Raw genomic sequence first — 14,036 nt, forward strand, 5'->3', positions numbered from 1 at the left:
GTTTTCTCAGCAATAGATTCTACGTCACTCGCGATCCATCGCTATGATCGCGGAGCGATCAGCGACAATCCGCCAGTTCCTTAGCTTGATATCACCGCCAACGCCTCGATCGCTCGCTGGATCGATTCGGCATCGATGCCATGCTGCTTGCGTAAATACTTTGCACTGCCGGTGCCATACGGCGTGTTGCGGTTGACGCAAAGCGGAATGACTCGCGAGTGTCCGCTGCAATAGGACGCAATCATTTCACCAATGCCGCCCGCTCTCACATGTTCCTCGGTGGTGATGATGTGTTTGTGAGCAAGCAAGGGTGCGAAAGCCGATTCGTCTGCCGATATTTCTGGCAACGAATAGACCGCAGTGTCTTGGTTGTCTTTGCACGCATTGATGGCTTCGACCAGTACCGATCCGGTTGCGACGATGGCAACTTCAGCATCCGCGGCGCCCGAGATGCGTCGCAGAGGTCCGAGTCGCTCGTCCTCGGAATCCGAGTACAAGATCGGCTCGCCTGCTTTGCCGATTCGCAAGTAAGACGGGTGCGACCGAGACAACAGTTTACGCAAGCAGTAGCGTGTTTCGCCTGGGTCTGCGGGGCTATAGATCCCCATATTCGGCAATCCGCGAAGGCAGCCAATGTCTTGAACTGCGTGGTGCGAATACCCCAGGTTTCCATAGGCCAACCCGGCGCCAACAGCGACAACCGTGACCGGCATCGCGTGGTAACAAATGTCGTTGCGAATTTGCTCGACGCAGCGAAGCGTTGGGAAATTTGCAATCGAATAAATGAACGGCCGGTAACCTTCGGACGCTAAGCCCGCGGCCATCCCCGCCATGTTTTGTTCGGCAATTCCCGCGTTCAGATAGCGGTCGGGAAACTCCTCGGCGAAGGGTTCGACCACGGAAAAGCCGAGGTCACCAATGATCAAGAATACATCCGGATGAAGCCGTGCTTGAGCGATCAGCTCGTTGATAAAGGTCGTTCTCATACGGACGCTCCTATTGCGGCGAGCGCTTCGGTTAGGTCGTCATCGGACGGGCTGCGGTAATGCCAAAGCAGTTGGTTTTCCATGAACGGGACTCCTTTGCCTTTGATCGTGTTTGCGACAACCGCAGTCGGCATGGGCTTGTCGGCGGGGCGAAACGCCTCGACAATTTCGTCGATGCGATGCCCGTCAATTTCGCGAACATTCCAATTGAATGCGTCAAGCTTGCCAGATAGCGGATCGAGCCGCACGACATCCTCGACCGAGCCCATGCTCTGGATTTTGTTGTAATCAACGATCAGGACAAGGTTGTCGAGTTGATGATGGGCGGCGAATAGGATGGCTTCCCAATTCGAGCCTTCATCCAGCTCGCCATCGCTTAACATCGCGAACACACGCCACGAGTGTCCTTGTCGTTTCGCGGCTAACGCTTTGCCGACGGCAAATGGTAAACCATGCCCCAGCGAGCCTGTTGAGAACTCGACTCCGGGAACTTTGTGGCTGACGTGGGCAAGTAATCGCGAGCCGTCTTGGCCGTAGGTCGCCAGTTCTGAGACTGGAAAGAAACCACGCAAAGCCAACGTCGCATAGAGCCCTACGGTCGAATGCCCTTTACTGAGGATGAATCGATCGCGGTCCGATTTGTCGGGATCACGAGGGTCAATGTTCATCGTATCCCCGTACAGCACCGCCAGCAGATCGGCCATTGAAAGGGCGCCACCGATATGGGACGCCTTCGCACGGTGAACCATTTTTAGGCTCTCGGCGCGAATGCGGATCGCGTAATCCGCGAGTGTTTCGTTCACGATAGTTCTCCGAGAGGGCTTATCGAAAAATCGCCGGCTGGAATCGCCACCAACGTGTCGTCGGGCAAGTTTCCTTTCCAATTCGCTAGAATCTCGCGGCGATTCGAAAGTGCGAACAGGACGATGGCAGGTGGTGGGGCCGAGTACAATTCTTTCGCGGCTTTGATTTTAAGTTTGGTGCCCGCCAGATAGCGACCTGAGAGCAGGTCGTTGCCATCGTAGAGGCATCCAATTCGATCGAGCAGTGAAGGGCCGAGTCCGAGGATGACCGCCGTTCGTTCGGCCGCGCCATAGCCAACCGCTCCGCTGGGCAATTGCTGGGAAAGTTTCTCGAGCTGGTCGATGTACTTGGCAATTTGCTGTGGTACTGAGGTCAAACGCACCGGCGGTTGCAGGTCGTCGCTGCTGCCTAATTCGTAACGCCGGAGGATCGATCCGCCAAAAATCTCGACGACTTCGCCACCGATGCATCGTAGTCCTGATTTCGCGCACAGCCGGTCGAGTGTGGTGTTGTTGAAATAGTTGCAGTGCAGCTGATAAAAGTTGCTCCACAGCTCTCGTTCAATATTGGTGTCCAAGTCGGGGACTTCAATCCAAAGTTGGCCGTTGTCCTTGAGTGCCCCCGCCATCGAATCAACGAAGGGTTGCGGAGCGTCGATATGCTCGAGTACATGCCGACACACGATCAGATCGAAATTCTTCGCAGGATCGGGCAAATCAGTCGGAAAGAATCCATGCGTGACCAGTGGAGACGTCGACTTCTCGGCTGCCCGACTGGGGTCGATCCCGCAGACGTCTTGAAAGCCTTGGTTGACGAGTAGCTCTAAGAGAAAGCCGTCGCCGGTTCCCACTTCTAAGATCGAAGCACTCTTTTCAAATGAATCGGCAGCTTGCTCAGCAAACCACTGCAAGTGTTGGCGATAGGCCGCGGCGCCACCACCAGCGAATGCGTACTTCGAATACATCGATGGATCGTAGTGATCCGCGAGCTGGACAAATCCGCTTTCTTTCGCCTGGACAACGCGAAGCGGAGACGCCAGAGGGATCGAATCCGCTTCGGAGTCGGGGTAGATGCCCGGGAAAGGGCATGACGCAAAGTCAAACAACACGTCCGCGTCGGCGAGCGATTCCCCGGACAATCGACAGTACTTTGTGGGGATCGATTTCATCGTTGTTCCTTCAAAAACCGTAGCCACTGGACAACCGTTTCGACGCCCGTTTCGAGTGACGTGAACGGAGTGGGCGTATCGGACATTTTGCTGCGGACCTTGTTGACGTTGGGACAGCAACGTTGCATGCCCGGAGCATTTGCAGTGGGGTCGAATTGCAGGGCGTCGTCGGGCAATCCGCATTTTGCGACACAGCAGCGGGCGGTGTCTAAAATCGAGACCTCGGATTCGTGGTTGCCCACATTCCATGCACCGGATGATTCATCACCGTCGAGCAGGCGAGCAATTTGTGCGATGCCGTCCCATGCGTAGCAGAACGCACGGCGTGGCGATCCGTTGCTCAGCAAGCGGATACCGCCTTCGTCCATCGCTTGACGAACGAACTCGACGGGAACGCGACCATCGCCTGGTCGCTGACCGGGGCCATACAAGTTCCATGGACGGATCAGCGTCAGAGGGATTTGCGTTTGTTGTGAATAGATCGTGCCCAATACCTCGGACATTCGCTTTGATTCGCCGTAGATCGATCGAGCGTCCGTCGTGGATAAGCCGCCGATGTAATCCTCGGGGGTAGGAATATTGGCGTCGCCCGGTTGCCCGTAGATTTCCGCGCTACTGAAGTACACCATCTGCGACACCCGCTTTTCCCCACTCGCTGTGAATAGGTTGGCAAGACCGTGCGTGTTGCTTTCGTACGTGGCGAGCGGGTTGCTCATGTAGTCTCGAGGCGATCCATAGGACGCCGTGTGCACCACCGTTAATCGGGCCGCATCAGGAATCGTTGTCGATTCGACCGGTGCAATTTCCCACGCTTCCGGTGCTGGCACGTCGAGAAAGTCAAACAGAGGCACCTCGGTTGCCGGTCGACGAGCAGATGCGTACAGCGTTAGCCCAAGCTTGTAGCGTTGGTCAAGTTGATAGAGAAACGCCAGCAAACTCGAGGCCAAGAAACCCGATGCTCCCGTAACCAGGATCGAGCGTCCTTGCAGGCGGTTTGCCCATCCGCTTGATTGCTCAATTGCCGAGTCCAACAGTGTTCTGTGCAGTGAAGCCATGATGCGTTCAGGCCTGTTTTGCAAACGAGGAGATGCAATCGATCATGTAGTCCAGCATGTCGCTCGACAATCCTGGGTAGACTCCGATGAACAAAGTTTGATTCATGATCTCGTCCGCACCGCTCATGTCGCCCACGACACGCATCATCTCGGGACGGTTTTTCTTGAGATCGACCAAAGCAGGTTGACGCAATAGGTTACCGCCAAACAGCATGCGATTTCCGATTTTGTGTTCGTCCAAATGGCGGGCCAAATCCGTGCGGGTGAACTTGGCGTTTTCACGCACCGACATTTTGAAACCGAACCATGAGCAATCGGTTTTGCATCCCGTGGCGTCCCAGCTGAAGCTGCCGTCGCGGTTCCATCCGGTTGCATGCGTTGGCAGCGAGAACTCGATCACATCTTCGAACTCAGCAAGTCCCTTGCGAAGGGTTTGCCAATTATCTTTTCGTGCCTCAACAAAAGCAGGCAGCTTTAGTAATTGACGATGCCCGATTGCCGCTTGGATGTCGAGCGGCTTCAGGTTGTAGCCGAGGTGGCTGTAGATGTACTTGTGGTCGTAGCCTTCGGGAAGTTCACCGAGTTGCCAAGCAAAGCGTTTGTTGCACGTGTTGTCTTGTCCCGAGGCGCACCAGCAATCGCGTCCCCAATCGCGAAAACTCTCCGCGAGTACTTTCAGCGAGGCTTGAGCGACAATGTTAACGGCGCCCCCTTCGCCCATGGTCAAATGGTGAGGCGGGTAAAAGCTTTGAGTCGATAGGTCACCCCAGCTTCCGGTATGTTTGGTCAAACTGCCGTCGGCGTTACGCGTGGCTTTGCGATAGAATTCCTGGTGGTCCGACTCGGCGGGAATGGTGTACGAGCATCCCAGTGCGTCGCAATTGTCTTCGATCAGCCAGAGGTCATGGTCTCGACAAAACTGTAGCGTTGTATTCAGGTCAAAGGGGTTGCCAAGCGCGTGAGCCATCATCACCGCTTTGGTTTTACCGGGGACATAGGCGTCTTCCAATTGCTCGCATTTCGCGTTTCCCGTCACCGGATCGGCATCAATAAAGACGGCAGTGGCGCCGCACTGGATAATGGGAGCGACGGTGGTGGGGAAGCCAGCAGCGACCGTGATCACCTCGTCGCCAGGGCGAATTTGTTTATCGCGAGGGAGTTTGTGGCTTGTCAGAGCTGCCAAAGCCACCAGATTGGCACTCGAACCGGAGTTCACGGCCAGCGAGCGGCGAACCCCGAGAAATTCGGCGAGCCCTTTCTCGAATTGTTCGCCTTCTTTACCAAGCGTCAGCCAGAAATCGAGTGTCGAGCTGACGGCGGCTTCGACTTCGTCTTCATCAAACACGCGTCCCGCATAGGGAATTACGGACTCGCCAGGAACAAATTTGTCACGAAGAGGGTCATTTCCAGGACGTTGAGCGGCATGCGTTTTAGATGAATATTCGCGAACGAGTCGCAAGATTTCCTGTTTCAGCTCTTCCATTTTCCATCCATCGTCGATGATTCTACGCCGCAGTTTCTGGTAATAACGCGCCGAGTCTAGCAGCATTCCCCAAATTCCCAAAGCTCGATCGAATCCCAAGGCCCCGGGGTGCATGATGGGCTAAATACAAAAGAGGGGGGAATCGCGTCAAGACAGCAACCCCTACCGGAATGCGGATGACGTTGACATGACAAGGTGGCTTTCGTACGACCTACGAGTCACATTTGAGCACGATTTAGAGGTTTTGGGATAAAGTTGTCCGATGAGCAGCAGCGTACGCCTAGAAATCCTGATCCCCACTTACCAGCGCGCGGAGGTTTTGCTTCAAAACCTCGAAGCGCTTGTCGGGCTGATTCGCAGCGAGGGTAGTGGCGAGGTTGGAATACGGGTTCGCGACAATGCCTCGAGTGACGGCACAGCCGAATTGGTCCGCGAATTCGCCGCAAAGAACAGCGACGTGCCTTGGGTTGTCGAAGCGAATCAAGAGAATATCGGCGGGGAGCCCAACTGCATTGCGTTACTCGAAGCGTCCGAGTCCGATTATGTGATGTACTTGGGAGACGACGATTTTTTGCCCCAGGGATATCTGGCGTTCGTTCTCAATGAGATTAATCAAAACCCGCAGCTCAATGTGATCATCACCGGGTTCAGTCTGATCAACGAGGATGGCAGTATTTCGCCGGGGCGAGATGAAAAGTACAAATTGAAGAGCTTTGCCGCCGGATTTGCCGCCCGGTGTAAACTCATGCCGCTTGGACACCAATTGAGCGGTTTGGTGTTGCGCCGCGAAGGTACGCTTGAATCCTACTTACAAGGCGTTTCATCACGCAACTTGTATCCCTTCATCCACTTCATTGGCTACAACTGTGGGAAGGGGGAAAGTCTGTACGCCCCGCAATATCAAGTTTTGATCAGTATGGGAGCAAAGAAGTACTGGAGCTATGACCGGTCCAATCTGTTGCGGGATGTCCTGATCAATTATGAATCGATCTTTGCAGGAAAACCGTTCGCTCGGTTTGTGGGACAGTTTGCATTTTTGCGTCGCAATTGGGTCAGGATAGGCGGTGACAATATCTTGCGGTTGCCCGATGCGTTTTGCCACGTGGTGTTCTGGCGTCGGTTGGACGCGTTAACACGCACGGCGCTGTTGTTCCTTTTCCCCTGGTTGGTAATTCGAGCCTCTGCCTATCCGGTTTTGAAGGCATTTCGCTCAGTGTATTTGCGGACAAAAGACTCGCTCAAGGCGAGCCAATGCTGAAACGGTTGATGGACGTCGGCGCGGTCGCTGGATCGAGAATCGTTCGTCAAGCGGCGATGGTGCTTGTCATGGCAATTGCCGCTCGTTTGTTAGGCAAAGAGCTGCTAGGAATTTGGTCGCTACTTTACATCGTGATTCAGTTTGGGGTATTGCTTAGCGATAGTGGTATCTCGGTCTTTTTGATTCGTCATCGGGACCTGAATTCTCGGATTTATGCCACCGGTTTCTATCTGTCCACTGCCTTTTCGGTGTTGATCGCAGGTGTAGTAGCTGTGATTGGAATACCTGTTGCGTCGCTATTTGGATACCGCGAATTCGCCCCCTACTTTGTTTTTGTGGCCCTTGCCATTGTGCCGTTAACGATCAGCGGCTTGTTGCAGTCAAAATTGCGGCGGGATTGTCGTTTTAACGTCATTTTTTTCGTGGATTGTATTGCCAGCGGAGCAATGGTTTTGCTCGCCACGTGGATGTTAATGACGGGCTACCAATTGTGGGCCATCGTTGTTCCGACACTTCTATCCGCAGTGTTAGCAGTCGTCGGTTATGTTGTTTTTTGTGGAATACCACGCTTCGAATTTGATCGTCGCGATGCCAAACAAATATTGGACTACTCGCTAGGCCTCGTTGGGTTCTCCACAGTGAACTATTGGTCCAGGAATCTGGATCACGTTCTAATTGGTAAGTTCTTAGGGGCGGCGCCGCTGGGCGTCTATGCGTTGGCCTATCGCATTATGATGTTGCCATTGAGCCAAATTACCGCGACGGCTCAAACGGTTGCCCTGCCCTATATGTCGCCTCATCAAGACGATCCCGAGCGGCTTCGGGATCTCATGCATCGGATGGTTTTGATCGTCGGGATGCTTACGACACTGCCGATGATTTGTATCTGGTTAGAGCGAGAGTTCGTTGTTCGTTTGTTGCTCGGCCCGAATTGGTCACGTGTGGCGGATTTGCTAGCCGTGCTTGCCCCATTGGCGGTTCTTCAGGCCTTCGTAAGTCCAATTGGTATTTGCTTTCAAATCAGCGGCAAAACGAGAAAGTTCTTTGTCGTTGGAGTGATCAATACCTGTGTGGTGGTTGCCAGCTTTGCCTTAGGCGTCTACCTGCAAAGTATTGACTGGGTCGTTGTTTGTTATGCAATCGCGAACGTTTTGCTGATTCCGCTATCGGTTGGAAGTGCTTTGAAGACAATTGGGTGCGGGATGCGAGATTGGTTGGCATGGACGTTGCCCTTTTTCGCTTGTCTCCCGCTGAGTTGGGCAATTCAGCAGATGTTCGCTCGAGGCGAGTCCGAGTGGTGGAGCGTCGGCGGAACCGTGTTGGCGGCGTCGCTAGGATGTCTGGGAACTTACTTGATATCAATTCGAACGCTTCAGAGTGCGTCGAACCAAGAGCGTCAATCTACGGCTGAAGTCATTGCGTGAGTAGTTCGTCAATGACATGATTCCAGCGTTCGCGAATGACTGATTCGGAAAAGCTCTGTTGTACGAGTTGCATCGACGCGTGGGAGATATCCTTGACTTTAGGTAGCGACGTTAGCTGTTGAACGATCGCCGCAAGCTCGTTTGTTGTGCGCCAACAAAGAGATGTTGCTTCACTCGAGGGCAGGCCGCTAAATGCTAACGGTGTTCCGAGTACAGGGATGCCGTACCTCATCGCTTCGAGTACTTTCGTTTTGACACCCGTCCCGGTCAAAATGGGCGCGATGAAGGCGTGCTGTGAGTCGAAGTTCTCGTTTAGGCTATCGACGAATCCCAGAAACTTGATCTGCTCGCAACACATTGCTGATTGCGGCACCACGACATTTTCAAGACTTCCTATCACCGAGACTTCACAATTGATTCCTTGTTCATTCAATGCCGGAATGAGGGTGCTTGCGAGATGTTCGATGGCCTCGATGTTGGGTTTGTAGGCAAGGTAGCCAACAAAAGCCACTCGAAGCGGTTCCGTTGAATTCCAAGTTTTCGTGGCCCAGCATCGATTCATGTCAACATCGGGCACGGACATCGGAAGAGAGTGAACGTTGCGACCGGTTCGAATTGCCAATGACGTGGCTTCATCACTACTGACAAGACTCACTTGGGTGGCTTCATTTGCCCAAAAATTCTCCTGCTTTAGCAGACGCTTTGACTCGAGTGCAAGCATTGGCCGGATCATCGGGGACAATGCGCTAATGAGAGGTTTGGGGATGACTGAGGCGAAATGCCCGAGTATCTGAGTCACATTCGTCTTGTTTCCATCGGCGAATTGGCGAAACCTCGCCGAGAGTAAGTCGTCCATATCGAGTATCCATGGGATCTCAATGGACGCTGCGTATTGAGCAAGTCGAATGGAGTCGCAATAAACGAGTTTCGTTTGCTCGGGGATTTCAGACTTGATTCTGCGAACGGTTCCCCCGTCATAAAACAACGTCTCATTTAACGACTTGCCACACGCGAATTGGCCGCATTTGCTGATGGGCGAGCGAAACGGGCTTGGGGATCCCAAGTAGGTGAAACTTGCACGATTCACCGCGGGGACCTGATCTGGGGATGCCGGTGGTGGTTCAAAAACGAAGCAGTTGACCTGGTCAAAACGTGCGAGGAGAGCGTTGATGGCTGTCCTTAACACCGACGTGCGGCCGCTTTTGACTCGAAATGGATCACGTGTCAGCAAGCACGCTGCCGACGAGCCGATCGAAGCCTGGGGTGGGACGGTCGTCATTGCGATGCTGCCTGTGTGTACACGTGCTTTAACGCTTGGCCAAGGTGAATTCGGTCAAATCGCTTACTGGCGTCTGCGGTCGCATTGGTTAATAGGCGATGGCAGGCATCGTCATACGACAGTGTGTCCATCGCCTCTGCAAGCTCGGTCGTCGATTCAGGATCGATCAATAAACTGCATTCAGGGGCAAGTTGATTCATTGGAGGTCGGTTCGATGTGATTACCGGGATTCCTAAGAAAGCGGCTTCGACGATCGGCAGGCCAAAGCCTTCTTCAAGACTCGGGAAAATTAATGCTCGCGAGCTTTTTATCACCGCCACCAATTGTTCCTCGGAAACGACACCGGGAACAACGATTGAGGGGATCTCTTTAATTTGCGGTAAAGCTGTCTCGTAATTTTCTTTTGTGTCGCCCAGTAGGACCAATTGATCGTGTTGGGATGCTTGGCAGGTATTCCAAGCTTCGATAACACGACGTGTATTTTTGTTCGTGGTTAATCCGCCAATATGCACAAAGTGTTTTTTGTCTTGACCAGCCAGACTTGCTGGAAGCGTTCCACTCGCGTTGGATACGTCCAGGACATACTGGCAGGAATTGGGAGTGACGTGGACGTCACGTCCCAATGAATTTTCAAGTTCGACACGACTCGCATCACTCACCGTCGAGATCGTGCATCGGCAAAATGGCAGCGTGCGGTAGCAAGCTTTGCGGTACAGATTTCCGATCTTCTGCTTGATCGATCCGCCTTGGTTGCGCATGAACATCAGGTCATGCACCGTGACGACGATCGGCTTGCGAATGAGCGTGAATGGGACGCCAAAGGAATTGGCGGGCGCATGGGTGATGGCAGCGCCCAACCGCCATGAGAACCATGGTACGACAAATTGTTCCCAGCTTACTTGCCCCCCTCGCCAACGGACCACTCGTTGGTTTTCCGCCGGGATTTCCCTGATCGGGACGCGAGTTAGCACGATCCACTTACCCCCAGCGATATCGTCGCTAAGGGAGCGTACCGCCTCGCGAACAAACACGCCCAAGCCGCGGGGTTTTGGGTACAGGTAGGCGTCAAACAGTAGCATTGGGACGCACTTGGATAATACAGAAGACAAGAAAAGCAAACAGAACCATCAGCTCGGCAATACCCCAAGATACAGCGATTGTCATTCCGCTACGAAAAAGATAAAGGCTAAAGATACAGACGCAACTAATCAGGTAGTTCGCAATAAAACATTGGAGACCCTGGCTTGATTCTTCGATCCGTCTTAGTCGGTTGATCGAATAGCTCTGCACAATGCCAATGACGAAGAACAGACTGGCACCAACCCAATGGAAATCGAGGTACGCGTTGACACCATATGGAATCGTCCGCTTTCCTAAATTGGCATCGGAATGGAATTGATTCGCCGAAGTATGCTTTTCGACGTAGCGATACAAACCAGGGACCAGTTTTGCGAACGCAGTAACGTGATAGAGGCCATAGAGGGGACTATCTCGGCCCTCCAGATAGGAAACGGCCTCGGTAAGCGGGTACCAAGGATCAAAGAAATTGTCTAGCAACATCTGGTCGCGAGTATGCGCGTCTCGAAGTATTTCATGAACGACTTCGGATGAATCAACATCTCGCGAAAGCCCTACCGATGTGGCGTACCTGCTGAGACCAAATAAACCGATGATGATCGCTAGACAAATGACCGAGAAGAATTCGGTAAAAAACAATAGCTTTTGTCGATTTTTCAAGACTTGCCCACAAACGATCAACAGTTGAAGGATTAAACCGCAGGCAAATAAGCGGCCGCCGATCGTGTTCAAAAAGAAGACCGAGATCACAAACATCGGTAACAATAAAATCAGCAATAGAATCCGGTTGGATCGAAGCTTCGTTGTTAGCAGGCAGAGGAAAATACCAAACACACCAATCTTCAACGGCAAGATAAGCGTAAATAACCACGCCTTGCCACGGACAAGATCATTGCGGGTCGCTACGGCAGACGACAACGATCCAAAACCGCCGAAGATGGTCATGATGATCGCTACCGCGAAAACAAGCCCAACCAGCCAGAACAATAAGGAGCGGACGATCATGGGGCGAAGGTCGGTGACTGCTGATTCACACGCTTCGGTCGCTGGTTGCACACGAGAAGCTCTCTCACTCAACCGTTCACCAATGCGTAGTCCAAGACAAAGTAATCCAAAACAAAGCAGCGAGAATGCGAAGGCTTGGTTGAACGAAGTTGGGTCAACGCTATTAGCGAGAGTCGATAGTTTCACAATCGGAAACATCAAGCAGGTGTAAAGTAAACCACCTCCCAATATCAGCGTCATCGGATTGGATAATCGTAAATTAAACATTGGTCGCTGCTAGTTCTAGGATACGTTGGCCGATAGCTTCCCAGGAATGCTCACTTTGCGTGTTTGCAATCGAGTCACTAGAACAAGTTTGGCGGTGTTCAATTGCTCGCCGAACGCTTTGAACAATTCCATTCTCGTCGATGCTATCGTAAAGAAACAACGAAGGAGCGTCAGATTGATTGGCTAATGATTCAATGCGAAAGGCCACCACGGGAAGACCCGCCGCGCGATATTCGTGATACTTCATCGGACTTCTCGCATGATTGGCGGGGATATCGGTGAACGGCAACAATGCAACGTCACAATATTTCAAAACCGCAGGAATCTGTTGATAGGGTAAGGGCCCCATCCAATGAACATTGCGGGGCCAATCGACGCTGGTATCGTGGGAGCCTGGGCCATAGATCAGCAATTGGACCTGGGGCAATCCTAGGGCAATGGTATGGATCGCATTGAAATCGAATCGATTATCGATCGCACCGATATACACGATCCGTGGCGAGGGGATTGACGTTAGCGAGCAGTGGGGCGACGGACTTCCTTGAAACAGATTCGCATCAAATCCATTTGCGAAAAGCGAAACTTTCGACTTGGCGACAAGGTTCTGCAGGTGATCGCAAATTCGCTGGGAAGTTGCGATGACGTGGTCAGCGGATTGAATCAGGTCGGTCTCGGCCTTGGCGATCACCGGGTCCCCTCGCATTTCTGCGTAGAGATCCACTGCACGATAAATCAGTTTGTTGTAGGGAATGCAACGCGGCATTCCGCTCATCCTTGGCTCATCTTGCAGAACCAAGTCGACCGACTCCATCTCAATTTTCTGTAACACTTTGCGGGTTCGTCGGGCCGATGGAATTGCAATGTTGCGACCTCGATGGTTATAGAGGTGACGCGCAAGATCCCAAGGGAACAACGTGATCGGAATCCACTCAAAGAGACCCTCGCAAACTTGATGAGGCCCGCGCAGTGATGTCCGCAATCGCTCGGTCATTCGAGGACGGCCAAGTCTTGCCAGATGCGCAAAGCTAAACGGCAACGAGATATGCAAGACACGATGACCCGCGCTAGCGTAAACGCGCGCCAGTTGATGTGAACCAACCACCATGCTGGGGTGAAATGGCGAATGGGACAGGAAAACGATGTTCATCGTGAAGAAATTTCGGGAAGTTCGGCACCGCGCAGCCAGCAACGATCGTTGCCCAGTAAGGTAGAGATCGGTCTCATGGCGACCGCAAAAGCAGCCATAATAGAGAGTTTTTTGACTATTTCGCCTGCGAAGTCATCGCATGACTCGTCGTGACGGTGCTCAGCGAACGCAGGATTTTATGACAGCCCATGGGGCCCCGAACGTAATTGCGTTCAGGGCGACGAAGGGTCATTCCTTTGCTACGACTACTTTGAAAACCAATTACGGTTTGGTGCAGAAGTAGACATCACCCGTCTTACGATTGGTCATCCCCAACTTCACTTGTTCTTCGTGAGATGACAAATCGTTCGGTGAGACGACTTCAACGTGGAAGCCCGCATTGACCAGGCGATCCTTGTAGTCAGGCCCGTATCGTCGCATGTGGTCAGCTTGCCCGAAAACTCGAAGTCGTTCTTCGGGACTGGTAACGGAGGGATCTTCGAATGTTTCGTCATGGGTGATCGGAACATTCAAAATTGCCCAGCCACCAGGTTTGAGAGTTCGATAGAACTCTCGCATCGCTTGCTGGTCGTCGGGAACATGCTCAAGCACGTGACTGCAGTAAATTGCGTCAAATGTGCAATCAGGGTATTTGATATCAAGAATGTCCATCTTTTCCATGGCGCCGATGCCCGACAAATCGCCGCTCAAGTAGCCCTCGCCGACGGCATCGCGGAACCGTTTTTTCAATGCCCGCTCGGGAGCGACATGAAGAAACCGCTTGACCGACCCATGGAAAAACTCAGTTTTCTTTTGCAGGAAAATCAGGGTTAGTCGATCGCGTTCCACCGAAAAACACATTGGACAACAGGCGTCGGGACGTTGCTCTTCGCCAAAACGCAAGAACTGTTTGGAATCCCGACCACAAACATTACAGTGTCGATTCGTACCCGCATAACGGAGACGATTTAGCTTGGTGAGAACATGGTATTTGATCAGTTTTCGGAGCGATGCAAGTGACATCCTTCGTCCTTTTTGTCTGTTGAATCCGTTTAAAGGATTGCCTTGTATGTGAATCGCTGGCTGTACTACGTGAAGATCACT

At 52.7% G+C, this 14,036-nt stretch carries 12 protein-coding genes; 2 read left to right on the top strand and 10 right to left on the bottom strand.

What is annotated here, in order from left to right; translation table 11 throughout:
* Positions 1-80 precede the first annotated feature (80 nt).
* From SH528x_RS14475 to rfbH, 5 genes are read right to left on the bottom strand one after another with little or no spacing between them, the layout of a single operon-like run.
* Positions 81-986 carry a transketolase family protein gene (locus SH528x_RS14475; protein ID WP_442511225.1) on the bottom strand — a complete coding sequence of 302 codons (906 nt, stop codon included), beginning with the start codon at positions 984-986 and terminating at the stop codon, positions 81-83.
* On the bottom strand, positions 983-1,789 hold the full coding sequence (locus SH528x_RS14480; RefSeq protein WP_442511226.1) for a transketolase: 807 nt from the start codon (positions 1,787-1,789) through the stop codon (positions 983-985). The genes SH528x_RS14475 and SH528x_RS14480 overlap by 4 nt, the downstream gene beginning before the upstream one ends.
* Positions 1,786-2,958: a class I SAM-dependent methyltransferase gene (locus SH528x_RS14485; RefSeq protein WP_442511227.1), complete on the bottom strand. Its 1,173-nt coding sequence runs from the start codon at positions 2,956-2,958 to the stop codon at positions 1,786-1,788. Before SH528x_RS14485 ends, SH528x_RS14480 begins: the two co-directional genes overlap by 4 nt.
* Positions 2,955-4,013, bottom strand: a complete 1,059-nt coding sequence (locus SH528x_RS14490; RefSeq protein WP_442511228.1) for an NAD-dependent epimerase/dehydratase family protein — start codon at positions 4,011-4,013, stop codon at positions 2,955-2,957. Before SH528x_RS14490 ends, SH528x_RS14485 begins: the two co-directional genes overlap by 4 nt.
* Before the next feature lie 7 nt (positions 4,014-4,020).
* Positions 4,021-5,562 carry a lipopolysaccharide biosynthesis protein RfbH gene (gene rfbH / locus SH528x_RS14495; RefSeq protein WP_442511229.1) on the bottom strand — a complete coding sequence of 514 codons (1,542 nt, stop codon included), beginning with the start codon at positions 5,560-5,562 and terminating at the stop codon, positions 4,021-4,023.
* A 196-nt stretch (positions 5,563-5,758) separates the two neighbouring features.
* Between rfbH and SH528x_RS14500 the strand changes: the two genes are divergently transcribed.
* Both SH528x_RS14500 and SH528x_RS14505 read left to right on the top strand, forming a co-directional pair.
* Entirely contained in the window at positions 5,759-6,754 is a 996-nt protein-coding gene (locus SH528x_RS14500; RefSeq protein WP_442511230.1) for a glycosyltransferase family 2 protein, read from the top strand.
* On the top strand, positions 6,748-8,178 hold the full coding sequence (locus tag SH528x_RS14505; RefSeq protein ID WP_442511231.1) for an oligosaccharide flippase family protein: 1,431 nt from the start codon (positions 6,748-6,750) through the stop codon (positions 8,176-8,178). Before SH528x_RS14500 ends, SH528x_RS14505 begins: the two co-directional genes overlap by 7 nt.
* Here the strand turns inward: SH528x_RS14505 and SH528x_RS14510 are convergent.
* From SH528x_RS14510 to SH528x_RS14530, 5 genes are all read right to left on the bottom strand, one after another.
* Complete coding sequence (locus tag SH528x_RS14510) at positions 8,168-9,457, bottom strand: glycosyltransferase (RefSeq protein ID WP_442511232.1); 1,290 nt, start codon at positions 9,455-9,457, stop codon at positions 8,168-8,170. The genes SH528x_RS14505 and SH528x_RS14510 overlap by 11 nt on opposite strands.
* On the bottom strand, positions 9,454-10,536 hold the full coding sequence (locus SH528x_RS14515; protein WP_442511233.1) for a glycosyltransferase family 4 protein: 1,083 nt from the start codon (positions 10,534-10,536) through the stop codon (positions 9,454-9,456). The genes SH528x_RS14510 and SH528x_RS14515 overlap by 4 nt, the downstream gene beginning before the upstream one ends.
* Positions 10,523-11,806 (bottom strand): hypothetical protein, encoded by a 1,284-nt coding sequence (locus tag SH528x_RS14520; protein ID WP_442511234.1) that lies wholly within the window; start codon positions 11,804-11,806, stop codon positions 10,523-10,525. Before SH528x_RS14520 ends, SH528x_RS14515 begins: the two co-directional genes overlap by 14 nt.
* Complete coding sequence (locus SH528x_RS14525; protein ID WP_442511235.1) at positions 11,799-12,953, bottom strand: glycosyltransferase; 1,155 nt, start codon at positions 12,951-12,953, stop codon at positions 11,799-11,801. Before SH528x_RS14525 ends, SH528x_RS14520 begins: the two co-directional genes overlap by 8 nt.
* Before the next feature lie 261 nt (positions 12,954-13,214).
* Entirely contained in the window at positions 13,215-13,955 is a 741-nt protein-coding gene (locus SH528x_RS14530; RefSeq protein WP_442511236.1) for a class I SAM-dependent methyltransferase, read from the bottom strand.
* Positions 13,956-14,036 lie beyond the last annotated feature (81 nt).

This window comes from Novipirellula methanifontis (assembly GCF_052161655.1).
In the GTDB taxonomy this organism is placed as follows: Bacteria; Planctomycetota; Planctomycetia; order Pirellulales; family Pirellulaceae; genus Novipirellula.